Consider the following 22599-nt stretch of genomic DNA (forward strand, 5'->3'; position numbering starts at 1 on the left):
GGCTAGACCAGCCCGCGCCAGCGCTGGGCCGCACTGAATGCTGGCGCCCACAGCTGATCGGCTGGCTGGCCGCGATGCAGCGCTTTGCCGAGTTCACAGATCGCCATGAAGGCGTCGGTGCGCGCCTCCTGGATCTCCAGCGCATCGTCTCCGTCGCCCTTGATGAGCCCCGCAATGCCGTTCAGGATCGGCAATGCGGCTTGCGGAAGCTCCTGCTCGGCGGCCTTCAGGGCTTCGAGCACGGCCTCGGCCTTTTCCAGCTCGTTCATGTCAGATCTCCCGCGCATCGCGACGGCGGTAAAGCGCCAGCATCAGCGGCGCCAGATGGCGCAGCAAGCCATGCGCGACGATCGGTGTCGGCTCGGAGAACGGAAGCGCCAGCTCGCTCTCCGGCACGCCACGCACCGCCTTGGAGAGTTCGTCGCCCAGCGCGATCGACAGCGCCACCGCGCGGCCATTGCAGCCGGCCCAGGCATAGGCGTCCGGCCCGAGCCGGTGGATACGCGGCAGGAAATCCGTGGTCATGCCGACATAGCCGTTCCAGACATAGTCGAATTTGACGTCGCCGATCTCGGGCCACAGCAGCTGCAGGCGTTCGGCCACCATGGACTTCAGCTTCGCCACCGCGTCGTTGGTGTTGATCAGCGCGCCGCCGGTGACCAGACGATTGCGCGCATCGTAACGCGCGAAGTACAGCTCGCCATGGGTATCGGACATCGCCTGACGGCCGGGAATGATGATCTTGCGGGCGGCGTCGGACAGCGGCTGCGTCGCCATTTGCCAGGAACGGATCGGCATTACCTCATGAGCAATATCCGGCGCCAGTGCTTTGGCGAACTCGCCGGTATAGGCATTGGTGGCGAGGATCAGCGCGCGTCCGCTGATCTGCCCTTTCGCCGTCTTGACGACCCAGCGGTTGTTCAGGCGTTCGAAGCTGACCACCGGCGACCGGGCAAAAATGCGCCCGCCTCGCTGCAGCAGCGCCGCCGCAAGGCCACGCGCCAGCGCCAGCGGATTGATGTGGCCACCGGTCCTGTTCCAGAAGCCGCCATACCATGCGTCGGAGCCGAGCATCTGCCGTGTCTGGTCGCGCGAAAGGATCTCCACCGGTGCGCCGAATTTCGACCACTGCCGCACGCGGCGTTCGGCGATCTTCATGCGGCCGGGCGAATGCACCGGCTGCACCCAGCCGGCCTGCTCCTGCTCGGCCTGGATCTGGTAACGGCGCGCCACGTCGAACAGCGTCGAGGCGCTGTCGCGCAACAGCGCGACGAAGCGTTCGCCGACGATGCCATGCCTGGCGATGATGTCGTCCGGATCGGGTCGCGACAGCGTGGGGATCACCTGGCCGTTGTTGCGTCCGGACGCGCCCCAGCCCGGCTCCGCGGCCTCGACCACCGCGACATCCACGCCGGCCTCGCGCAGATGCAGCGCGCTGGACAGGCCGGTGAAGCCCGCACCGATGACGATCACGTCGGCAGAGACATCGCCGGCAAGTTGCGGCAATTGCGGCCCGGCCGGTGTCATCGCGGCCCACAGCGAGTCGGGCCAGCGCATATTTGCGGAATCCATCGTCGTCCTTTCCCGCCGATCAAGGCCTTTGGGGCCGGGGCCCCCTGCAGCAGGTTGGGTTGCCGGGGCCCGATCGATCTGTTTAGCTTAGATGCCAATTCACGCCGGGGAAATAACAGAGTGTCACTCAAGAATGTCATCGGAATCGACCACGCCGTCGTCGTGGTCAGCGATCTCGACAAGGCCGCCGCCAACTGGAAGCAGCTTGGCTTCACGGTGTCGCCGCGCGGCACCCACAGCGCCAAGATGGGCTCCGGCAATTACACCATCATGCTCGATCCGGATTACATCGAACTCCTCGGCGTGCTCGTCGAAACCGAGCACAACACGCCGACCCGCGCGTTCCTCGCCAAGCGCGGCGAAGGCATCGAACGCATCGCCTTCACGGCGGTCGATTCCGCCGCCGGTGCCGAAGAGATCCGCGCCCGTGGCTACGAGCCGCTCGGCCCGACCGATTTCGAGCGCCCGGTCACCCTGCCCGACGGCAGCGTGTCGGCAGCCAAATTCCGTGTCTTCCAGTGGCCGATCGAAGAGGCCCCGGGTGGACTGCGCATCTTCGCCTGCCAGCACAAGACGCGGGAAACCGTCTGGATCCCAGAACTGATGAAGCACGCCAACGGCGCACAGCGCCTGCGACAGGCCCTGATCGTGTCGCCTGATGCGGCGAAGGACGCCGCGCATCTGTCGCGCATGATCGATCGCGACGTCAGGGTTGAGCCGGACGGCGCCGTGTCGGTGCCGTCGGGATCCGACCGCGCGGATTTCGTATTCGTCACCAGGAACAGCTGGGCGCGCGCTATCCCGGCGTTTCGCTGGAGGGCCTGCCCGAGCGCGGCGGCGCCGCGCTGGTAATCGCCGCGTCGGATCTCGTCACAGCGGAAAAGGCGGTAGGCAAAGCCGGCGTCCGCAGCGCCGACGCCGTTTGCGTGCCGCCCGCCGCCGCCAACGGCGTGCTGCTGGCCTTCGTCAAGTAAGCGACCCGGGGACACGCCATTGCCCTTTCGCGGGGCGTGTCCCCAAAATCCCGGAGCGGCCCGGCCAGGATGTCGGGGACTTCAACGGTCACCGACACCAGGCCTCCCTACAAGGCTCACGGACGCAGGCTTGCCCTGCACCGGGCGCCCCAGAAATTTCTTTCGTTGACGAACAGCCGTGCAGCACGCTTCTGCCGCCGTCGACCAAACAACAGTCTCCGGTTCTGTTGACTGCATCGCACCGCGCCGTAGCATTGCGGTGCAGGTCGGCGATAGCGCAAGGCAAGCCGTTCTGCGCGCGGGCGCTCGAGGCCCGCGGAGACATCCCCGTCCCGAATGAAGAATCACCATGTCCGAACGCCACAGGCTCCGCGACTTCGTCATCGATTTCACCCGGCTGATCGACCGCCATCTCGACGAACCCGCGATTCTCGTGGAAGGACGCAAACTGGTGGCCCGTCTTGTTGCCACCGACGACTGGCTGCCCGAGCCCTATTCGCAGCCGGGCGCAAACCACTATCAACAGTATCTGCTGCACGCCGACCCGCTGGAGCGTTTCTCCGTGGTCAGCTTCGTGTGGGGACCGGGGCAGAAGACGCCGATCCACGACCACACCGTGTGGGGCATCGTCGGCATTTTGCGCGGCGCCGAGACCGGCGTCGCCTATACGCTAAAGCCCGGCGGCGGCTTCGAGACCGGTCCGGCGGAGCGCCTGGAGCGTGGCGAAGTGGTGGCGGTTTCGCCTGATATCGGCGATATTCACGTCATCGCCAATGCCTATGACGACCGCCCGTCGATCTCCATCCACGTCTATGGTGGCAATATCGGCGCCGTCAGGCGCTCGGTGTTCGATCCGCTAAGCGGCGTGCCCACGCCGTTCATCTCGGGCTACTCCAACGCCACCGTCCCCAATCTGTGGGATCGCTCCAGGGATTGAACGATCCCGCGACACTTGCCAGAAAGTCCCGTCATGACCCGTCTCGTCACCACCGCCGAGGTTCGCGCCTCATTGATCGAAGGCCGCGAGATCGCCTTGTTCGACGTGCGCGAGGAAGGCCCCTATTCGCGCGCCCATCCCTTGTTTGCGGTGTCGCTGCCGCTGAGCCGGATCGAGCTCCGCGTGCTTGATCTAGTGCCCCGGTGGGATGCGCCCATCGTCGTGTATGATGACGGCGAGGGATATGCGGCGCGCGCCGAAGCACGGCTTCAGCAGCTCGGCTACAGCAACGTCGCGCAGCTCGATGGCGGGCTCGATGGCTGGCGGCGCGCCGGCGGCGAGATCTTCATCGACGTCAACGCGCCCAGCAAGGCGTTCGGCGAGCTGGTGGAGTCGACGCGGCATACGCCGTCGCTGGCCGCACACGAAGTCGAGCGCCTGATCGCCGACAAGGCCGATATCGTGGTGCTGGATTCCCGTCGCTTCGAGGAATACCGCACCATGTCGATCCCATCAGGCACCAGCGTGCCCGGCGGCGAACTGGTGCTGCGCGTGCAGGATCTGGCACCGCGACCCGAGACCACGGTGATCGTCAACTGCGCCGGCCGCACCCGTTCGATCATCGGCACCCAGTCGCTGATCAATGCCGGCATTCCCAACAAGGTGTTTGCGCTGCGCAACGGCACCATCGGCTGGACGCTGGCCGGACTCGAACTGGACCGTGGCGCCGAACGGCGATTTCCTGAACTGTCGGCGGACGCCCGGGCCGCCGCGCAGGCCCGCGCGCAAGCGCTCGCCGAACGCGCCGGCGTCCGTAACGTCAGTCCCGAAACGGTCTCGCAATGGCAGCAGCAGAGCGATGTCACGCTGTATCTGCTCGACGTGCGCACCCCAGCGGAATTCGAAGCCGGACATCTGCCCGGCTTTCGCTCAGCGCCGGGCGGGCAACTGGTGCAGGCCACCGACGAATGGGTCGGCGTGCGCCATGGCCGCATCGTGCTGGCCGATGATGACGGCGTCCGTGCCACCCTCGCCGCGTCATGGCTGATCCAGATGGGATGGCGCGATGTACATGTGCTCGATGGCGGCATCAAAGGCGGGCATCTCGAAACCGGGCCGCGCGCACCGCGCCACCCGCCTTCGCCGTCCGGCACCATCGCAACCATCACGCCACAAGCGCTTGCTGCAGAACGCGACCAGACCGTGGTCATCGATCTCGCCACCAGTCCGCGCCATGCCAGCGGCCATGTGCCCGGCGCCTGGTTCGTGGTGCCCGCGCGACTCAGGAGGCGCTGCCGCGATTGCCGGCCGGCCGGCTGGTGCTGACCTCCTGCGACGGCGCGCTGGCGCATTACGCCGCCGCCGATCTCGCAGACATCACCGACCGCGCGGTCGCGGTTCTCGCCGGCGGCACGGAGGCCTGGAAGGCCGCAGGGCTGCCGCTCGAACGCGGCGTACCGCACAGCCTCGAGGAGGTCGATGACGTCTACAAGCGGCCCTACGAGGGCACCGACAATGCCGCCGCGGCGATGCAGGCCTATCTCGACTGGGAATTCGGCCTGGTCGAACAGCTTGCCCGCGACGGCACTCATGGCTTCCGCGTGTTGTGAGCGGTTTGCATCGATCCTGATGCGGATAAAAACTGGAAAGGAATGGTGCGCCATTCAGAATAAAACTACGAACTCTTATGTTATTGAAATATCTAAATAATTTCGTTCCGTCTGAACGTGATGCTCTATTAAGTGACCGCATTGCGCCCGATATCGTTGATTTAGTCGCCGCTTTGTTTCGGGCTCATCCGTTTCCACGGCCATGCTTGCTGAGTTCGGATTTCAGGTCGCCGACGGTCAGGATCGGTACGGGCTCTGTCGTCGTTGGACACCTCTTCGCCGGTCTCGGCATCTACTTTCGCGTACTTGATGCGGTGGCCGGTGTTCTTGTTGATCTGATTGAAGGAGACCTTCTCTCTCTCTGAGGTCGCCAGAACAAGGCGATCGGACAGGTCACCAGCGACAGCCGCAAAAAGCCCTTCCAGTTCGCCCGCGGCGCCATCTTGGAACTCCGTTACACCAGACGGCGATTCAATCGGTCAGACGGCCTGGGGTTCCATCACCTGCATTCGGGACAGGTGCCCCGACCGAATCCAGCACCTCCCGGGCGTGGGGATCGCTCCGGTCCTTCGCCCATCCGTGCTGGTCGCATTTTTGGATGGCGCCGGCCTCCAGCAGCAGGCCGATCGCCCACCGGTCCACCGTCCTGAAATCCGGCCGTTCTCTCGTCAGCATCTTGCCCCCTCTCTTGACGGTGAATCCGCGGACCCCGCGGTTTGTTCCTCCGGGGCTCGGGTGTGAGCGGACGACTATCGACTTCGCGAAGCGCGTGGGTGCATCCGTTCTGTCAGACGAACACCTCGACGGCAGCCTCGGAGGAAAAATGATCATCTATCCGGGTGCGGGCAAGGTCGATGGCAGAAAAGCCATCAATACAACGCCCGCCGGCCCACAGGTATCCTGTTCGTAGTAACGGTCAATTATTATTAGCGGGATCTGGGGGACTGGATCGCCGCAGCGTCGCCCTCGTCCGAGATGTGACATAAGTGACAGGGATTTTGCCATGGGTGTCGGGTGATTCCCGCAACACGGATCTGACCGGGACGCCATCGCTGGGCGCCGAAACTCTAAGCTCCGGCAAAGGAGCCGCGTTTACGATGATGCGCCGATTTTTTCTGGTTCTTTCAAAATCGCAAGACGGGCGCCATCACGGTTGCTCAGGCGCCGAACTTCGTTTTATGGGTTGTAATCGTGGGGAGCGTCTTGATCTGGGTTTGGCACCCCTAGGTCGCTTAAGGATTGCCCCTCGAAATTATTGTCAAAGGCGGTCTTTTCGTTTGGGCGATCGACGAGGTCTGGCGCGGGGTCAATCCGTTTCGCGCTGTTTCGGGGTAGCCGTGTTGTGTTATGCGCTCGTGACATTCCGTCCTCGGATTCTCTCCGTTCTTTTCTGAATCGTCGCGGATTACCTTTTAGTGGACGGGAGAAGGTTCGGCATCGATGGGCTTATTCTCTGAAATTTGTGAGCGTGTTGTAGCAGAGGGTTGGTGCTAGGCCCGCGAGGCGACGTCACGCTGAATGAAGCGGATAAATTCAACGCTGGTACTGAGGCCGACGAGGGTTTTCGTGATCGATAACGTAATGGGCGGAGAACTCGGTGCCGATTCAGATCGGAGTTCTCAAGCGCAGCGGCACCCACCATGCGAGTTCTACGTCGGCCAATGGTCTGGCTCGCGCGCGAGCCCGACGCAATCTGTTCGAAACCTCAACGGCGTTGTGGCGCAGATGATCCGGGAGACTGCATCGGGGAAGGCAAGGATCGGTTTGACCTCGGGCACATGGGCGTGAACGACGAGCAGACAGTTCTTCGGTCAAACCGGTCACACACCTAACGGATGCATGTCGAGGATCTGGCGAAGCGCAACGTCGAGTTCTTCGCCGGGGTTGCGAGGCAAGGTTCGGCTCCTCCAGGCAACATGCCGATCGGGTCGGACAAGAACCGCCCCGGAGTCATCGGTACCGGAGAAATTAGTCCACGCGCGTTGAGGATCTTCGTAGTCCGCATCTGGTCCGCTACCTATGACCAGACACCTTACAGCGAGCGGCCCATGACTATCGACGCTCTGAACGGCGTCAAGCCAAGCTCGCCTCGCCTCCGGCTTCACCAGCAGCGTCATGCTGTCGTCGGCGATCACGTCATGAATAGAAAGCATCACCCCATCGCGCCTTATCCAGAAATGCGGAAGCCGTGCTCCCGGCCATGTTGTCGGCTGATAGTCGATAATGGGGTCGATCGGCTGCGGTACACGACCAGCTTCGGCGATGACGGCGCCACCCTGATAGATGAAACCGAGATCGAGGCCGAGAAAATGATAGTGCCTTGTTTGTCCAGGAATCCTTCGGATGAACTCCGATCGTGCCTGCTTGCCGCGCTTGTCATCCGCGTCAAGCAAAGCGGTCTTCTTGAGCGCCTTGCTCACGAGACGGTCGATCAGGGAAGTCTGCCAAGCGAATGGCAGCACGCGGAAGGTGATTGACCGTTGAAGCGCTTGCAACCGCCGGAGGTCGTTTAGATGTAGCCCACAGACCTCTAGGAGATCGCTCATCTCATCAAAGTTCTGCGCGCTATGTCGAATGTTGGTTTGGGCTACGGGTCGCCGTTCTCGCTCGTAGCTGTCGAGAAGCTTTGGACCGGACAAGCCGCGGATTGCGTGAGACAGTTTCCATGCCAGATTATGGGCGTCCTGAACGCCTGTGTTGAGCCCAAGGCCGCCCGTGGGCGGCAGGCTATGAGCCGCATCACCGGCCAGGAACATCCGCTCGCGGCGATAGGCCGAGGCGAGCTTGGCCGACACAGCCCAGGGTCGTATGAGCTTGATTCTTAAATCAGCCAGTTGGCGGCCCACTGCGGCCGCAACCAGCGCTTGGCATCTCTTTTCGGTGAAGTCCTCGGGCGCTTGCTGCGGAGGGAAATAGGGGGTGAACAGGACCCATTCGTGCGGTATCCAATGTGCGATAAGCACGCCGAACGCCGCGGGGTTAATAATCCAGTACAGAATGCCTTTCCGGTGCGCGACCAGATCGGTCAGGTCTGCGGTGAAGTAAACGCCGATCATGTCCTGGAGCAATCGCCCCTCCCACTTCACGTCCATTGCTCTCCGGAGCGGGCTGGAGGCCCCATCGCAGGCAACGAGGTAGTCGCCCGACACACGTTCGGCTTCGGGGCCTTTGAGTAAGGCATGGACTGCTTCTCCGTCCTGTTCGACGGAGACACATTCGCACCCCGGAAGGAAGCGGATCAGTTCGTGCTCCCTCACCTTTTGCCAAAGCAGCGGCTCAAGGCGGTTCTGCGGGAACTGCATCGCATGAACGGGGCTAAGAGCCAGGAGCGAGGGGAGATCCTCCGGCATGGCAGAGCATCGGCCGAGTTCGCGACCCGCCAACGACGTCACCCAGCTGATGTAAGCCCGCTCGAAGACGTTTTGGCCTTGGCGCATGATCAGGTCAGCGACGCCGATTTCGCGAAAGACTTCCATCGTACGCGTGTTTAGTATGCAGGCGGCAGGATGTGCCTGAGGCCGGGCGTTCTTTTCGACTAAGGTCGATGAGATGCCAGCTCGAGCAAGCAGGAGCGCCAAGGTTAGACCCGTGGGTCCGGCGCCGATAACGACGACCCGTGGAGAGGACTTGTCCATGAGTATCTCGCCTGTTGATAGTCGATGCGGTGCCGAGCCGTACCGGGAAAGTTGCCGCAGTTCGGAACGAAGTGATAGATCATCGTCATGACAGACGCGTTGGGAGGTCAGGTGGACCGAGTTCTCGTCCTCTATTATTCACAATCCGGCGAAGGAGCCGATATAGCAAGCCTGTTTACGACTGAACTCTCTGGGACCGGAGTCGAGGTGACGATCGAGCGGCTGGATCCAGAAACCGCCTACCCCTACCCTTGGCGATCGATCCGCCGGTTCTTCGACGCCATGCCTGAGAGCGTACTTGGCCTACCGCCGCCAATCCGGCTCCCAGGGTACGATCCGACGAGCCGCTTTAGGCTGGTGGTTTTGGTCTATCCCGTCTGGTTCTTGTCTCCCGCGTTACCGGTGCAGGCCTTCTTTCGCCTGCCGCACGCCGAAGTTTTGCGTGGCACCGAAACCGTGACGATCACCGTCAGTCGCGCCATGTGGCAAAGGGCTTCTGAGCGAATTAAGGGCCTTCTCGCCACCGCTGGAGCGGTCCATTGCGACAATGTCGTGGTTACTCACCATGGATCGCCGTTGCTCACACTCGTCAGTACGCCCCGTGCCCTGTTGTTCGGTCGGAAGGACTCCTCCTTGGAGTTTTCCCCAAGGCCGGTGTCGCAGATTCGGAGCGGGCTCGAATCCGCAGACTGGCTGCGGTCATGGGGCAGCGGCTCCAGAGCGACCGACCTTTCGGCGCGTCGCTGCTAAGTGGCGAACCAGCGCTTTCGGTCACGCGTTGGCTAGTCGTTCCGGAGCTGTTGGCGTCGTACTGTTTCTATGGCTCGGCGGTCGCAATTCGCGCGCTGGGGAGTATCCATCCAGCTTTACGGGTATTGGGGGTTTATGCGTTCGCCGTTTTTCTGCTCATGCTTATTCTGATCGGGCTCCCATTGGCGATCGCAGGTACGGCGCTCGCTTCGTTAGTCATGCGACGACACCTGGACGCTTACGTCAAAAAACTGTCAAAGCCGACCGGAATTAGTCATCAGAAAGCTGTCGGATCGGATTCTTCATAGAACCGGATCAAATTTTTCACATATTAAGCTTATGGCGGCTGGGAGCCGAAGCGAACTCTCGACAAAGTGGAGAAGAAATATGGCTCGCGGCGCCTATATCAGTGGATGGGGTGCGTACCTTCCCAACGCTCCAATTGAAAATCAGCAGATCGAAGATGTTCTGGGACACATGAAATCCCAGTCAGCTGCGGTAAAGCGCCGTGTTCTGATAAATAACGGTATCACGCGCCGCTACTATGCGATTGACCCTGCGACCGGCGCGGCTACCCACACGAATGCCCGTCTTACCGCCGAGGCCATCAAGAATCTCTGTCAAACCTCAGGATTTTTAGCCGCGGACATTCAATGCCTGTCGTGCGGCACTTCCAGTGCCGATCAGATCATCCCTAGCCATGCCAGCATGGTGCATGCTGAGATCGGCTCTCCGCCCTGTGAAATTGCCTCTCTTAGCGGTGTCTGCTGCTCGGGGGTCAGTGCTCTGAAATACGGCTATCTCAACGTTCTTGCTGGAGCCTGCGACAATGCCGTCGTTACCGGCTCCGAGTTGGCTTCGCCTAGCCTGCGGTCAGCCCATTTCGAACCCCAGATCAGATTGAACACCAAGGGTTCGGCCGACCAGCCCGGGCTACCCTTCGGCAACGAGTTCCTGCGCTGGATGCTCTCCGATGGCGCTGGCGCCCTGTTAATCACCCCAACGCCGAGGCCGGACGCCCTGTCCCTTCGTATCGACTGGGTTGACATCGCGTCCTACGCCAGCGAGTCCGACGTCTGCATGTATTTCGGTTTGCAGAAGCATGCAGACGGGAGGACCTCAAGTTTCAGAACTGTCGACAATGAAGGCGATCTTTTTCGAGGAGGCTATTTGAGCCTTACACAGGACATAAGAGTCCTCAATGAACGTCTACCGCAGCTCATGCGCGTAGCCTTCGGCCGTTTGCTCGAACGACACAAGCTCGCCGCAGCCGATATCGATTGGATTCTCCCCCACTATTCATCGCAATGGTTCCGCCAACCCCTCCAAAATGGGCTGGCGGAACTCGGCTTTGTAGTTCCTTTCGAAAAATGGTTCACTAATCTTAGCAGCAAGGGAAACACCGGCTCCGCGGCGATGTACATCATGATCGATGAGCTGATGTCGACCGGCAAGGCCCACCGAGGACAACGCATCCTGTGCATCATTCCAGAAAGCGCACGGATGATGTTTGGTTTCGTCCATCTAACAGTCGTCTAGTTACCTCACAGGTCGAGGATCGCCGCAGATTTGCGGCGGCGTGGCCAGTTCATACGGTGCTCCATGAAGATCGGTGCCATCCCTGAAAACCTGCTCGAACGATTGGCCATGGTGTTCGGACTCGTACCGACTCCGTTTATTGACACGTTCAACGCGGTGATTGTTGCCCGCGCCGTGATGGTCGCAACCAAGCTCGATGTCTTCGATTCGCTGGCCTCGCGTCCGCTTTCCGCGACTGAGCTTGCTAAGCAACTCGGCCTGGATGCGGCTGCGCTCGAGAAGCTCCTAAACGTACTCGTCGCAATCGGTTACGTGAAAAATGGGCCCGCGGGCTTTGCGCCGACGCGCCTAGCCCGGAAATGGTTGATGCGCGACAGCCCGCGATCCATTCGCGACAATATGCTTCTCCGCTTCCTTGAGTGGCAGGCGATCGAAACCACCGAGGAATTCGTGCGTACCGGCAAAGCTCTCGATGTCCATGACCTCATTCGTGACGAGCAGTGGGCAGTCTATCAGCGAGGCATGAGGTCTCTGGCGCGCCTGTCAGCACCTGAGGTCGCCGCTCGGACACCCTGCTTGGGAAATCCCCTGACGATGTTGGATGTCGGGGGAGGGCATGGAGCTTATTCGGCGGCTTTCTGCCGCCGGCACCCTCAATTGAAGGCAACCATCCTCGACCTGCCCCAAGCAGTTGAAGTTGCCGTCCCGCTTGTGGCGGAGGAGGACCTCGAAGAGCGGATCGTTCACAAGGCCGGAAACGCATTGACGGAGGATCTCGGCCGGGCCGTTTGGGACATCATTCTCGTCTCCCATCTGGTACATCATTTCAGCGATGCCCAAAATCGTTCCCTTCTTAAACGAGCTGCGGATGCGCTTCGACCGAACGGCCTTATCGTCATTCTCGATGTACTGCGGGAATCATCTCGGGAGGTCGGCAGTCAGACAGGGGCTCTACTCGATCTTTATTTTGCGATCACCAGCCTCTCTGGCACTTTTTCGGCGGAGCAGATCGCTGGCTGGCTTACCCCAACCCATCTAGGCATAGAACGGATCATACCCCTTCGCTCCGCTCCCGGGATCAGCCTCGTGGTCGCGAAGAAAGTGGCTGACAGCAAGGGCTGACGGCTCCGATCTACGTTGGACGATATGAATTATTCTTCCGTTTTAACCTCGTCCAAGGCACGTACCGCCGACGCGTTGAGGGCCGTGCCATCCACCGCAAATTGCGAACTGTGAATCGGCGCTGGGATCCGACGCCGATCGGCACGATAAGCTATTGATACAATTTACGTTCGAGGGGTCACTCTCGGGCGCTTATTTACATCGAGGACACATACGATCGCTTCGTCGGAAAGTAACTTTTAGAGCGCCGATCGACGGCAGCCGCACCGACTAGTCGCATCCCCAATTCGGGATCTGCGAATGCCCTCATTGCCATGCCCGCGCCGGCACCCTGATTGCGATTAGTCTGCAGCTAATACTGCTTGGCGCGGTGTATCGTTTCTTCTGAAACACTCACGGAAAGTCCGCGAGTTGTGACTCAGAATTTGGTGCCGCGACGCGATCCTGCGGGCGCGGTTTCTGCAGAAAGGGAAAGTAAAGATGCCACGGATTATGCTCGTCGGTCAGGAGAAAGGCGGTGTCGGTAAGACAGTGCTCGTCCGCGCACTTGCTGAGGCGGTCGGGGTACGATACCTTGGGCATCGACCGCTTTTTGCTCCGCGACGACAGCCCGCTGGTCGAATTCGTCTTTCGAAGCCCGCTTTAAGCTGCGGCCTGTTTGATGGACTGCACTGCCTCTCGTCGGCAAGCACTGAGGTAGGACGCAGACTTGAATGATCCGAATGGATTTGATGGGGCAGGGAAAAATCCCGAAATGAATACGGAATTTGCTAGGAGAAACACAGCATTTGTTTCCGGAAGGTGCTCCAGTATCAATGGAGCGTGTCGCGAACCCTATTTTATCATCCAGAGGGGTCTATGAAGTCCAGTTCGCCGAAGCCAAGTGCGCAATCCGGCAAAGGCAACCAACCGCCTGAAGACATTGCCCGAACGCTCAAGCTGGATAAGGGGCTTGGCTTCCTTGTTCGCCTGCTGGATACGCGCGTCAACCTGCTCTACGAGCAATTGACCGCGCAGAGTGACATCACACCCAGGCAATTCGGCGCGTTGCTGACCCTCTACCAGCGCGGAACATTGACCCTCACGGAACTCGCAAAGCACATCCGCGTCGACCGCAGCACACTCGGGGAGATGATCAACCGCATGGCCGAACGGTCCCTGGTCACGAGGCGCAGCAACGGCAGCGACCGTCGTTCCGCCGAGGTACTGTTGGCACCGGCCGGCAAAGCGGCGCTGCTGAAGATCGTCGCTGCAGTTGCCGAGTTGCAAGGTGCCCTGCTTGCCCCGCTCGCCCCCACCGATCGGGCGCATTTCATGCAGTGCATGAAGCTCTTGGCGGAGCCGGGTTCGAACGCCGACACTCCCTAGACCCCCGCACGTGGCGCCGGACCGACCTGCGCGTTGCGCAGGACGAGCACCTTGCTCTGCACCGCTCGGAATGATACTACGTATACGTACTATATTTGGAATAACCATCAAAGGGGGCGTCTTGCGGATCAGGGATTACCTCGCCGTGCCTTACATTCTGGAGGCCGAGACGGTCGAGGTCTCTCCTGGCCTGTGGTGCAGCCACGTCTCCTACCCGGAATTGCCAGGTTGCGCCGTCCAGGCCTTTGTCGTGGAAGACGCTCTCCGGCAACTCGAACGGCTACGAATCGAGACCATCGTCGCAATGGTCGCCAGCGGACAAATGCCACCGCTTCCCCGCCCACCTCTCCAGCACTGCGACCCCGTCTGGGTGGCGGCAGAAGCCGGCGTGCAGCGAGAACTCATTGCGCAGATCGCACAGGACGCACCCAGCTCCGGCGCCGCGCGCTGAGCGTCATCTCAAAATCAATAAATATGGAAAGGAACGCCGATGCTTTCGCACCAAGACAATGAAACCCTGGTCCGGGTCGGCCCAAAAACCGCGATGGGCTCGCTCTTCAGGCTGTACTGGATCCCTTTCTTCTTCTCCAAGGACCTTGTCGCGAACGACCGGCCGAAGCGGATTATGCTTCTCGGAGAGGACCTGGTCGCATTCCGGGATTCAGAGCAAAGAGTCGGCCTGATGGCCAATGCATGCGCTCACCGCGGCGCGCCTATGATGTTCGGTCGCAATGAGGATTGCGGTCTGCGTTGCGTCTACCACGGTTGGAAGTTCGACGTCACCGGCGCCGCCACGGACATGCCGGCTGAACCAGCCAACAGTCGGCTGAAGGATAAGGTGAAGATCACAGCCTATCCATGCCGGGAACGCAACGGCATCGTCTGGACCTACATGGGACCGCAAACCGGCGAGTTGCCGCCGCTACCTAATCTCGAATGGAATCTGGTGCCGGCAGAGAACGTCCATGTCTCGATGAGAATTCAGGAGTGCAACTGGCTGCAGGCGCTGGAGGGGAGATCGACTCCGCCCATGCGCCGATCCTACACAGCCGCATAGACTCCAAGGGCGCGATCAACAAGTGGCTCGCGACGCGCGACCTGCGCCCAACCTTCGAATGCATCCGGCAGGACTTCGGCATGAGCATCGCAGCAAAGCGGCAGCTCGACGAACACACCAACTACTGGCGCGTCAACCAGTTCATGCTGCCATTCTATTCGCTGGTGCCGCCGCAGTCGAAGTTTCCAGAGCTGAGCGGCCACGCTTGGGTCCCCATGGACGACAATCATACGATTTGCCTGATGTTCTCCTACCATCCGGCGGAGCCGCTGCCGGCGAAAATGCGCGAGGTGTTCGAGCACGGCCACAACGGACGGGAGTCGGCCCATGCCAGCCAGGACTCCTTCGTCAAGCGTGATGCGACGGTACCGTACGCCGACTATTGGACGAAATACACCCGCGACAACGGCTTCATGTTCGACTATCAGAGCCAGGTCGAAAGCTGGTTTTCCGGGCTACCCGGCCTCTGGGTGCAGGACGGCGCCTGCCAGAGTGGCACCAGCCCGATCTTCGATCGCACAAAGGAGCATCTGAGTTCTAGCGACACCGGCATCGCCATGACTCGACGCACGCTGCTGGAGGCAGCCGGCGCTTACCGCGACCGCGGCGCCAAGCCAAACGGAGTCGAGAACCCCGACGCATTCATGGTTCGCGCGGTGTCCCTCACCCTGCCGAAAACGGCATCGTGGATCGAATTCGGCCGTCCGCATATGGCTGCAACGCTCGGTGCCGGCTTTGGCTACCAGTTGTAGCCGGGATGACCGCGGTGACAGGCGAACCGATTTCCGTCCGTATCAAGAGCATCATCTTCGAGGCAGAGAACACTCACTCGTACGTGCTGCAGGCGGTGGATGGTGCGCTGCCGCCGTTCACCGCGGGAGCCCACGTCGATCTCCATCTCGGCAACGGGATGATCCGCAGTTATTCGCTGCTCAACGATCCTTCCGACACCAGCCGATATGTCATCGGGGTCAAACGCGACGCCGGCGGTCGAGGCGGTTCACGTTTCGTGCATGATACGCTGCGCGCAGGCGACACGGTTACGATCAGTCGTCCGACGAACAATTTCGAATTCGACGAAGATGCACCGAGCTCGGTCTTCGTCGCCGGCGGGATCGGCATTACGCCGATCCTGGCGATGATCCGGCGGGCCGCGGCGCTGCGGAAACCGTGGCGGCTTCACTACGCGGCGCGGACCCGGCGTGATGCCGCCTACCTCGATCAACTCGCGGCGCTCAATGCCGGATCCGATGCAGACGTGCAATTGACCTTCGATCAGGAGCCCGGCAGCCATATGCTGGACATCGCGGCGATCGTCGAAGCCGCCGCGCCCGATGCCCACCTCTATTGCTGCGGGCCGCTGCCGATGCTTGATGCATTCGAGCGCGCCGCCCAGTCTCACCCGCGAGGAAACGTCCATGTCGAATATTTCTCCGCCAAGGAGGCACCGGCCGTGCAAGGCGGTTTCGACGTCCACCTGCAACGCAGCGGACGTGACGTCCCCGTACCGCCGGGCAAGACGATTCTCGAGGCCCTGCTCGACGCCGGCGTCAATGTCTCCTACGCCTGCAGCGAAGGCGTCTGCGGAACATGCGAAATCAAAGTGATCGACGGAATTCCGGATCACCGCGATGCCTTTCTCAACGATGACGAAAAAGCTGACAACAGGCAGATCATGGTCTGCTGTTCCGGATCGAAATCTCCGATCCTGGTTCTCGATCTTTAGGTAAGTCCTGCTCGGGACAGCGGGCGCGCTACGAACATCGGTCCGTCGCGATAGCTGAGGACGACGATCTCAACGGCAGTATCAAGTCGTGGCTCGTCGCTCGCCAACACGCGGGTCGCGATGCGCACCCCTTCGTGGAGATCGACGATGCCGACGCGATACGGGACCTCATCGCGAAACACAGCCGGTGCCGCGTGCACCACGGTCTGCGAATAAAGTATTCCGCGACCGCAGAGCGGCACCCAGACGATCTCGCTCCGACCAGCAATGCGGACAAAATGGCTTCGGCGGGAATGTCAGCCGGGTGCAGTCGTCGCAGCGGGTGGTTTCGAAGTGGCCGGATGCCAGGCCCTGCCAGAACCGCAGGGTGAACTCGGTGACGCGCGGTGGAAACGCCCGGACACCGTCGACCGCCAGCACCGGTAACATCATCGGACCGCCTCCAGCACATGCACCATTGCCGCGTTATAGTTGCCGAGTTCCGCACTCGTGATCGCAAGGCGGGCATCGGTCACCTGGCGTTCTCCGGCTCGCCCGGTCAGCTGCTCATGGACCTCGAGAAAGCTGTAGAACGGCGTCACATGTGCCGGATGGCCGCGCGACTGCAGTCCTCCCGATGTGCAGATGGGGATGCGGCCGCCGAGCGACGTGACGCCTTCAGCACAAAGAAGCGCGCCTTGCCCTCGCGGCAGAAGCCCGAGAGATTCGCTGGCCAGCACCTCGATGATGGTGCACGGCGCGTAGAGTTCAGCGAGGTCGACATCGGAGGCGGTGATCCCTGCGTCGGCATAGGCCGCCTCCCCGGCCCGCCGCGCGGCGACCAGTTCGATCATGTCGTTCGGGACCTCGTTGATCTGATGGGCCCCCTCGTGAAAAATCCTCTGCCGCGCACGCGGACGTAAGGCTTTCCCAGCGCTTTTGCGATGTCTTCGTCGACCAACACGATGCAAGCCGCACCGTCACCACGTGGAGGAACCTCGTAGAGGCCCAACGGCTCCACGATCGGCTTCTGGGCGAGGATCTCGTCGAGAGTCACTGGCTTACGGAGCTGGGCGAGCGGATTCAGCGACGCATGACGGCGGTTCTTGACCGCCACGCTTGCCAATTGCCTGCGCGACGAACCGAACTCGTGGATATAGCGCGCCGCGTCCATCGCATACCATGAGATCGGCGTGAAGCCGAACGGCGCGTGGAAGTCGACATCGCCCGTCGCACGCATGGAGTTCATCATGTGCTCGACAGCCGGCGTCGCGGTTTCGAAGTTGACGCCCAGCGCCAGCGCAACTTTGGAGCGCCCCAGACGGATATCATTCGCTGCGGCCTCGAAAGCAAGCGCCGCAGTCATACCATTGCCGAGCAATTCCAGAACCGAGCCGGAGCATGGCAATCGCAAATAATTGGCAATGAACGTCGCGAAATACTTCTGCTGCGTGTAAGGGCGCGGCTGAGCGAAGGCGAGAGTCGATATCTCGCGCTTGTCTACGCCCGCCTCAGCGACTGCGGCAAGGACCACCTTGGCAAGAACTTCATGCTCCAACACCTGGATTTCGGCATCCCTGGGCTTTTGCCATTTGCCGACGGGAATGGCAGAGGCTCCGACAATCGCGACGCTTCTGTCCATCTTCACCCTCATTGCATGTTCGGCGCCACCTCGCGCTCACGGCGTATTGAAGCCCTTCAAGACCGGTTTCGCGGCGGCTTTCTCCGGAGGCCAAACGGTAACGAGTCGATCGCCCTGAAACTGCGTGACAGTGGTATCGCGGCCCTTGTTGCGGCCGTTCGCATCGAATTCCAGAAAGTCGGATGCGGTGATCATGTCTTCTTTCCTGACCTTCACCTTGCGCAAGGCGTCGGCGATATCTGCCGCCGCGAAGCTTTTGGCTTCATCGATGGCCTTCACGACAACCATCGTGCCGAAATACCCCAGGGCCGAATTCAGCGTCAGCGTCTGATCGAACTTCTTCTTGAAGGCCTCGGCAACCGGTTTCGCCGCCGCCAGATCTTCGGAGAATGGCGTCACAGCGAATTGCCACTGCACCAGATTGCCGATCTCGGGGCGAAGCTTGGGGTCGCCGGACATTCCACCGGTCCCGATGACCACTGGATGGAAGTCGAGCTGCTCGTAGGCCTTCGCGGCCAGCACGCCGGCGCGGAAATACCCCACCTGAACGACGACGTCTGGCCGCGACGCCTTCACCTTCAACACTGGCTGCAGCAGCTCCTGTGCCGATGCGCCGTACTCGATGAACGCGGTGAGGCTGAGATCCTTGCGCTTTGATAGTTCCGCCTTCAACAGCTTGCCCATCTCGATGCCGTATTCGTTGTCCGGACACAGCACGGCGATCCTGGTCAGTTTCGGGTCAGCCTGATGGATCATCTCCAGCGCACGGAAGATACCGGTCACGTAGTCGCTGTCGACCAAGGTGGTGGACCACGTCCACTTCAACGTGCCGTTGGAGAGCGATTCTTGCTGCGGAATAGTATTGATGTGGGGTACGCCGTATTTTTCGGCCACTTGCGACAGCGGAACGGTCTCGTTGGATGTCGCGGCCCCCATGATGACGGCGACCTTGTCCTGATTGATCAGACGTTCGGTCTCGCCAACTGCGTTGATCGGCTTGCTTTGCGAATCGCCCTTCACCAGCTCGATCTGGGCTCCATCGTGGTTCTTCAGACCGCCGGCGGCATTGATCTGTGCGATCGCCAGCTCGGTTCCTCGCATGCCGTCACCGCCACCGACAGCACCCGGCCCGGTCAACGCGTAAACCGCGCCGATCTTGACGGTTTCCGCCGCATTCGCCTGTGTTCCTGGTGCAAGAAGCGCCGCGAGCAGCAATGCACTAATTGACCGTCCCATTGCTCTACTCCTTTGGATCATTGTCTAGATTCCGAGATAGGCCTGCTTAACGCGGGGGTCGCGCATCAATTCCGATGCCGGCCCGTCGATCGCAACATGCCCGTGCTCCAGCACGTAACCGCGGTCCGCGACTTCGAGCGCAAGCGCCGTGTTCTGTTCGACCACCATGATGGTCATCCCCTGCGCGGCAAGCAGGCGAACCGCATCGAAAATTTCATCGACAACGCGCGGAGCGAGCCCGAGGCTGGTCTCGTCGAGCAATAGCAGGCGCGGCGACGCCATCAGCGCACGTGCGATCGCAACCATCTGCTGTTCACCGCCGGAGAGCGTCCCGGCCAGTTGGGAACGCCGCTCCTGAAGCTTAGGGAACAGCTCCAGCACGAGCGCCAGGCTTCGGTCACGCTTGCTGTGAGCGGTCGGAGACGAGGATCCGACCAAGAGGTTCTCATGGACCGTCATCGTGGGAAACAGCCGCCGCCCTTCGGGCACCTGGACGAGGCCAGCCGCCACAATATCCTGCGGCGGCATTCTCGCGATGTCCCGACCGTCGAAAAGGATTTGCCCGCTGCTGGCACGATTGATCCCGGAAATGGCCCGCAGTAACGTGGTCTTACCTGCACCGTTGGCACCGATCAACGCGGTGATCGTGCCGCTGGCGACCGCGAATTCGACGTCCCGCAGCACGGGAACGTCACCGTAGCCGGCAAAAAGCCCCTTCACTTCAAGCAGCGGCATGTCGCCCCCTGCCTAAGTAGGCCTCGATCACGGCCGGGTTGTTCGCGACGACTGACGGCGGCCCCTCGGCGATCTTCCTGCCGCTGGCCATCACCACCAGTCGGTCCGACAGCGACATGATCGCGCGCATCACGTGCTCGACGATCAACAACGCAATTCCATCCCGACGAAGCCCCTGCAGGATCAACATGATCTCATCGATCTCGGCAGGCGTGAGACCGGCCATCACCTCATCCAGCAACAGAATCCGTGGCTTGGTTGCGAGTGCGCGCGCCACCTCGAGCCGTTTTTTCGGGTAGCGGCAGGTTCCGCGCCAGCACAGACGACCGGTGATCGAGCTTGACCTTTTCCAGCACCGCAAGCGCCTCGCCCCGGGCATCTGCGACAGGCCGGTTCGGCCCCAAAACACCGGCGATGACGTTCTCAAGGACGGAAACGTCTCGAAATGGCTGCACAATCTGGAAGGTCCGGCCAATTCCTAGCCTTGCGAGACGATAGGCCGGCTGGCCGGTGATATCTTTTCCATGGAAGGTGACGCTTCCCGCACTCGGCTGAAGAAACCCCGAAATCGTCTCGAACAAAGTGGTCTTGCCGGCTCCGTTCGGACCGATCAATCCGAGGATTTCATGGCTGTGAAGATCGAACGATACGTCGTCGACCGCGCGCAACCCTCCGAACCGACGCGAAACCCCGCGAACTTGAAGCAACGGCGCGCTCATTTTCCTGTCCTCGCTACCGCGTCGCTGAGCAGACCCCAGAGCCCTCTCGGAGCCAAACGCATCACCAGGATAAGGATTACGCCATAAGCAATGAGATGCACGCCAGCAAGTTGCCCTCCCAGAAGGTTGCGCAGGCCTTCCGTCAGCGGCACCAATACCGCTGCACCGAGCAGCGGTCCGAACAACGAGCCCAGGCCGCCGACAAAAGCAAACAGAATAGCATCGATAGACACCGGAACGCCGAGCACCGATTCCGGGTCGATGAACAGCACGTAGTTGGCGTAGATCGGCCCCGTCATCGCAGCCAAGCCCCCGCTCAGGGCCGCCGCAATGATCTTGCCTCGCACCACATCTATTCCAAGTGCAGCGGCAGCCCGCTCATTCTCACGGATCGACAGGAACACATAACCGAGACGCGACCGGTGAATTGCGATGATCGCAGCGCAAACGATCGCCAGAACCCCAAGGGCCGCGTAACAGAACCCGGTCTTTGAACCGAACTGAAAATTGAGAAAGTCCGGTCGTGAGGGAATCGCAAGGCCATTTGCTCCGCCGAGCGCCGGTATATTACTCACGATGTGCATTGCCATCTCCGCAACGGCGAGAGTCACTAACGCGAAATAGACCCCCGACAGCCTGCGCCGAAACACCACGTATCCCAGCATTGCTCCAAGCGCCGCGCCCACGAGTACCGCGCAGACAAGGCCGATCCAGGGGTTGACACCGAGGTTGAGATAGAGCGCCGTCGCAACATACGCGCCCGCCCCAACAAACAGTGAGTGCCCCAGCGACATCTGACCGGCCATTCCACCAAGAATATTCCAGGCGAGTGCGATCGATCCGTAAAGTGCGACCAGAATGAAGATATGTTGCGCATAAATCGGAAGCAGCGGGACGAGCGCAGCCAACGCAGCAACCGCAACGATCAGACCGAGCGCCGGTTTCATAGTCGCCGCACTGCAAACATGCCTTCCGGCTTGAACAACAAAAACAGGATAAAGATCGCGTAAGTGATGACAAAATTGATGGATCCGCCGGTCAGTAGGCCTCCCACCGCCTCGACTACGCCGATGATGAATCCCCCGGCCAGAGCACCCATAAAGTTTCCCATACTTCCGAGCACGACGACGATGAAGGCCGTCAAAGTGAAGCTCGAGCCCACTCCGGGGCTGACATAGTTGAACGGAGCGATCAGCGGTGCGACCAGGCCGAGAGATCCGATCCCGATACAGAATGCCAGCAGATACATGCGGTCCACATCGACCCCGCACATCAGCGCCGCATCGCGATCCTGTGCCGCAGCGCGAATTCGCCGGCCAGTTTCCGTGGAATGCAGGAACCAGTACAATGCAAGGCAAACGACCACCGAGGCGACGCTGGCAAGGATTGCGGCGACTTGAACGAAAACACCCCCGACCTGCACCACCCGCGCCGACATTACCGACGGTACCGTATGAACGTCGGCGGTAAACAGCACTAGCATCACATTCTGCAGGATCAGCGACAGGCCAAGCGTAACCACAATCTGGTTGTGCTCCGGAGCATGCGTGGCGGGGGCGATCAGCGTTTTGTAGGTAAACGCAGCTCCGAGCGTGACAAGCGGCAGGACCGCCACCAGCGACCAATACGGATCGACCCCAAAAAGCTTTGCGCCGAGATAGGTCAGATACAATCCGATGGCCAGAAAGTCGCCATGCGCGAAATTGACGATCCGCAACACACCAAATGTGAGCGTCAAACCCACTGACACAATCGCGTAGACAGAGCCCATTAACAGCCCGTCAGCCACCGCCTGCGGCAATAGCGGAAGCATATCCATCAACGTGACACGCAGCCGAGCCAGATCAACCAGCAGCCCCCCATGATAGCTTTTCCCCGCCGCTGAATGTTTCTTTGTTTAATTACGCCGACCAGCAAGCCAGAGGCTGAGGGCCGTGGCCGCAGCATTGGTCATACCATTAACACTCGCTGGAATTCAACAGTTTTCTCCGTGAAATC

At 60.9% G+C, this 22599-nt stretch carries 22 protein-coding genes and 3 pseudogenes; 12 read left to right on the forward strand and 13 right to left on the reverse strand.

Features of this window, described 5'->3' with window-relative positions; translation table 11 throughout:
- Positions 1 to 2: 2 nt before the first annotated feature.
- Both ONR75_RS23570 and ONR75_RS23575 read right to left on the reverse strand, forming a co-directional pair.
- Positions 3 to 269 carry a hypothetical protein gene (locus tag ONR75_RS23570; RefSeq protein ID WP_265079374.1) on the reverse strand — a complete coding sequence of 89 codons (267 nt, stop codon included), beginning with the start codon at positions 267 to 269 and terminating at the stop codon, positions 3 to 5.
- 1 nt (position 270) lies between these two features.
- Positions 271 to 1572, reverse strand: a complete 1302-nt coding sequence (locus ONR75_RS23575; RefSeq protein ID WP_265079375.1) for an NAD(P)/FAD-dependent oxidoreductase — start codon at positions 1570 to 1572, stop codon at positions 271 to 273.
- Between the two features lie 120 nt (positions 1573 to 1692).
- On the opposite strand from ONR75_RS23575, the pseudogene ONR75_RS23580 reads away from it, so the two are divergent.
- The 4 genes and pseudogenes from ONR75_RS23580 (at position 1693) to ONR75_RS32925 (ending at position 5093) form a co-directional block, all read left to right on the forward strand.
- Positions 1693 to 2546, forward strand: a pseudogene (locus tag ONR75_RS23580) (VOC family protein).
- A gap of 349 nt (positions 2547 to 2895) precedes the next feature.
- The gene (locus ONR75_RS23585) at positions 2896 to 3483 is read left to right on the forward strand and encodes a cysteine dioxygenase (protein WP_265079376.1); all 588 of its coding nucleotides are present in this window, start codon (positions 2896 to 2898) and stop codon (positions 3481 to 3483) included.
- Between the two features lie 33 nt (positions 3484 to 3516).
- On the forward strand, positions 3517 to 4809 hold the full coding sequence (locus ONR75_RS23590; protein WP_265079377.1) for a rhodanese-like domain-containing protein: 1293 nt from the start codon (positions 3517 to 3519) through the stop codon (positions 4807 to 4809).
- Complete coding sequence (locus ONR75_RS32925) at positions 4785 to 5093, forward strand: hypothetical protein (protein ID WP_265079378.1); 309 nt, start codon at positions 4785 to 4787, stop codon at positions 5091 to 5093. The genes ONR75_RS23590 and ONR75_RS32925 overlap by 25 nt, the downstream gene beginning before the upstream one ends.
- Positions 5094 to 5350: 257 nt before the next feature.
- On the opposite strand, the pseudogene ONR75_RS23600 reads toward ONR75_RS32925, so the two are convergent.
- Positions 5351 to 5535: pseudogene (locus ONR75_RS23600) on the reverse strand (Ku protein); the annotation flags it as partial.
- Between the two features lie 1378 nt (positions 5536 to 6913).
- Positions 6914 to 8671: an FAD-dependent monooxygenase gene (locus ONR75_RS23610; protein ID WP_265079379.1), complete on the reverse strand. Its 1758-nt coding sequence runs from the start codon at positions 8669 to 8671 to the stop codon at positions 6914 to 6916.
- Positions 8672 to 8815: 144 nt separating this feature from the next.
- Between ONR75_RS23610 and ONR75_RS23615 the strand changes: the two genes are divergently transcribed.
- From ONR75_RS23615 to ONR75_RS23650, 8 genes are all read left to right on the forward strand, one after another.
- Entirely contained in the window at positions 8816 to 9478 is a 663-nt protein-coding gene (locus ONR75_RS23615; protein WP_265079380.1) for a hypothetical protein, read from the forward strand.
- 387 nt (positions 9479 to 9865) lie between these two features.
- Positions 9866 to 11017, forward strand: coding sequence for a StlD/DarB family beta-ketosynthase (locus ONR75_RS23620; protein ID WP_265079381.1), 1152 nt, complete (start codon positions 9866 to 9868; stop codon positions 11015 to 11017).
- 63 nt (positions 11018 to 11080) lie between these two features.
- On the forward strand, positions 11081 to 12139 hold the full coding sequence (locus ONR75_RS23625) for an acetylserotonin O-methyltransferase (RefSeq protein ID WP_265079382.1): 1059 nt from the start codon (positions 11081 to 11083) through the stop codon (positions 12137 to 12139).
- An 858-nt stretch (positions 12140 to 12997) separates the two neighbouring features.
- A complete protein-coding gene (locus tag ONR75_RS23630) occupies positions 12998 to 13507 on the forward strand; it encodes a MarR family winged helix-turn-helix transcriptional regulator (RefSeq protein WP_265079383.1) in 510 nt (169 codons plus the stop codon).
- 145 nt (positions 13508 to 13652) lie between these two features.
- A complete protein-coding gene (locus ONR75_RS23635) occupies positions 13653 to 13958 on the forward strand; it encodes a hypothetical protein (protein ID WP_265079384.1) in 306 nt (101 codons plus the stop codon).
- Between the two features lie 39 nt (positions 13959 to 13997).
- Positions 13998 to 14564, forward strand: coding sequence for a Rieske 2Fe-2S domain-containing protein (locus ONR75_RS23640; protein WP_265079385.1), 567 nt, complete (start codon positions 13998 to 14000; stop codon positions 14562 to 14564).
- Positions 14495 to 15316, forward strand: coding sequence for a hypothetical protein (locus ONR75_RS23645; RefSeq protein ID WP_265079386.1), 822 nt, complete (start codon positions 14495 to 14497; stop codon positions 15314 to 15316). The genes ONR75_RS23640 and ONR75_RS23645 overlap by 70 nt, the downstream gene beginning before the upstream one ends.
- A gap of 5 nt (positions 15317 to 15321) precedes the next feature.
- The gene (locus ONR75_RS23650; RefSeq protein ID WP_265079387.1) at positions 15322 to 16290 is read left to right on the forward strand and encodes a PDR/VanB family oxidoreductase; all 969 of its coding nucleotides are present in this window, start codon (positions 15322 to 15324) and stop codon (positions 16288 to 16290) included.
- Here ONR75_RS23650 and ONR75_RS32930 read toward each other — a convergent pair.
- From ONR75_RS32930 to ONR75_RS23685, 9 genes and pseudogenes are all read right to left on the reverse strand, one after another.
- Positions 16287 to 16532, reverse strand: coding sequence for a Zn-ribbon domain-containing OB-fold protein (locus ONR75_RS32930; protein ID WP_413776381.1), 246 nt, complete (start codon positions 16530 to 16532; stop codon positions 16287 to 16289). The two genes, ONR75_RS23650 and ONR75_RS32930, sit on opposite strands and share 4 nt — an antisense overlap.
- The gene (locus ONR75_RS32935) at positions 16459 to 16722 is read right to left on the reverse strand and encodes a Zn-ribbon domain-containing OB-fold protein (RefSeq protein ID WP_413776382.1); all 264 of its coding nucleotides are present in this window, start codon (positions 16720 to 16722) and stop codon (positions 16459 to 16461) included. Before ONR75_RS32935 ends, ONR75_RS32930 begins: the two co-directional genes overlap by 74 nt.
- Positions 16719 to 17123 carry a thiolase C-terminal domain-containing protein gene (locus ONR75_RS23655; RefSeq protein ID WP_265079388.1) on the reverse strand — a complete coding sequence of 135 codons (405 nt, stop codon included), beginning with the start codon at positions 17121 to 17123 and terminating at the stop codon, positions 16719 to 16721. Before ONR75_RS23655 ends, ONR75_RS32935 begins: the two co-directional genes overlap by 4 nt.
- Entirely contained in the window at positions 17120 to 17911 is a 792-nt protein-coding gene (locus ONR75_RS23660; RefSeq protein ID WP_265079389.1) for a thiolase family protein, read from the reverse strand. The genes ONR75_RS23655 and ONR75_RS23660 overlap by 4 nt, the downstream gene beginning before the upstream one ends.
- Before the next feature lie 36 nt (positions 17912 to 17947).
- On the reverse strand, positions 17948 to 19126 hold the full coding sequence (locus tag ONR75_RS23665) for an ABC transporter substrate-binding protein (RefSeq protein WP_265079390.1): 1179 nt from the start codon (positions 19124 to 19126) through the stop codon (positions 17948 to 17950).
- 45 nt (positions 19127 to 19171) lie between these two features.
- A complete protein-coding gene (locus ONR75_RS23670; RefSeq protein ID WP_265079391.1) occupies positions 19172 to 19882 on the reverse strand; it encodes an ABC transporter ATP-binding protein in 711 nt (236 codons plus the stop codon).
- Positions 19869 to 20601: pseudogene (locus ONR75_RS23675) on the reverse strand (ABC transporter ATP-binding protein). The gene ONR75_RS23670 and the pseudogene ONR75_RS23675 overlap by 14 nt, the downstream one beginning before the upstream one ends.
- On the reverse strand, positions 20598 to 21548 hold the full coding sequence (locus tag ONR75_RS23680) for a branched-chain amino acid ABC transporter permease (protein ID WP_265079392.1): 951 nt from the start codon (positions 21546 to 21548) through the stop codon (positions 20598 to 20600). Before ONR75_RS23680 ends, ONR75_RS23675 begins: the two are co-directional and overlap by 4 nt.
- Positions 21545 to 22420, reverse strand: coding sequence for a branched-chain amino acid ABC transporter permease (locus ONR75_RS23685; protein ID WP_265079393.1), 876 nt, complete (start codon positions 22418 to 22420; stop codon positions 21545 to 21547). The genes ONR75_RS23680 and ONR75_RS23685 overlap by 4 nt, the downstream gene beginning before the upstream one ends.
- Positions 22421 to 22599 lie beyond the last annotated feature (179 nt).

This window comes from Rhodopseudomonas sp. P2A-2r, from assembly GCF_026015985.1.
GTDB lineage: Bacteria > Pseudomonadota > Alphaproteobacteria > Rhizobiales > Xanthobacteraceae > Tardiphaga.

Coding starts and splice junctions, on each gene's coding strand:
- ONR75_RS23590 (WP_265079377.1), top strand. CDS start 3,517: ATGACCCGTCTCGTCACCACCGCCGAGGTTCGCGCCTCATTGATCGAA.
- ONR75_RS23650 (WP_265079387.1), top strand. CDS start 15,322: ATGACCGCGGTGACAGGCGAACCGATTTCCGTCCGTATCAAGAGCATC.
- ONR75_RS23625 (WP_265079382.1), top strand. CDS start 11,081: ATGAAGATCGGTGCCATCCCTGAAAACCTGCTCGAACGATTGGCCATG.
- ONR75_RS23685 (WP_265079393.1), bottom strand. CDS start 22,420: ATGGATATGCTTCCGCTATTGCCGCAGGCGGTGGCTGACGGGCTGTTA.
- ONR75_RS23680 (WP_265079392.1), bottom strand. CDS start 21,548: ATGAAACCGGCGCTCGGTCTGATCGTTGCGGTTGCTGCGTTGGCTGCG.
- ONR75_RS23655 (WP_265079388.1), bottom strand. CDS start 17,123: ATGATCGAACTGGTCGCCGCGCGGCGGGCCGGGGAGGCGGCCTATGCC.
- ONR75_RS23640 (WP_265079385.1), top strand. CDS start 13,998: ATGCTTTCGCACCAAGACAATGAAACCCTGGTCCGGGTCGGCCCAAAA.
- ONR75_RS23620 (WP_265079381.1), top strand. CDS start 9,866: ATGGCTCGCGGCGCCTATATCAGTGGATGGGGTGCGTACCTTCCCAAC.
- ONR75_RS23630 (WP_265079383.1), top strand. CDS start 12,998: ATGAAGTCCAGTTCGCCGAAGCCAAGTGCGCAATCCGGCAAAGGCAAC.
- ONR75_RS23570 (WP_265079374.1), bottom strand. CDS start 269: ATGAACGAGCTGGAAAAGGCCGAGGCCGTGCTCGAAGCCCTGAAGGCC.
- ONR75_RS23670 (WP_265079391.1), bottom strand. CDS start 19,882: ATGCCGCTGCTTGAAGTGAAGGGGCTTTTTGCCGGCTACGGTGACGTT.
- ONR75_RS23660 (WP_265079389.1), bottom strand. CDS start 17,911: ATGGACAGAAGCGTCGCGATTGTCGGAGCCTCTGCCATTCCCGTCGGC.
- ONR75_RS23575 (WP_265079375.1), bottom strand. CDS start 1,572: ATGGATTCCGCAAATATGCGCTGGCCCGACTCGCTGTGGGCCGCGATG.
- ONR75_RS23585 (WP_265079376.1), top strand. CDS start 2,896: ATGTCCGAACGCCACAGGCTCCGCGACTTCGTCATCGATTTCACCCGG.
- ONR75_RS32935 (WP_413776382.1), bottom strand. CDS start 16,722: ATGATGTTACCGGTGCTGGCGGTCGACGGTGTCCGGGCGTTTCCACCG.
- ONR75_RS23615 (WP_265079380.1), top strand. CDS start 8,816: ATGACAGACGCGTTGGGAGGTCAGGTGGACCGAGTTCTCGTCCTCTAT.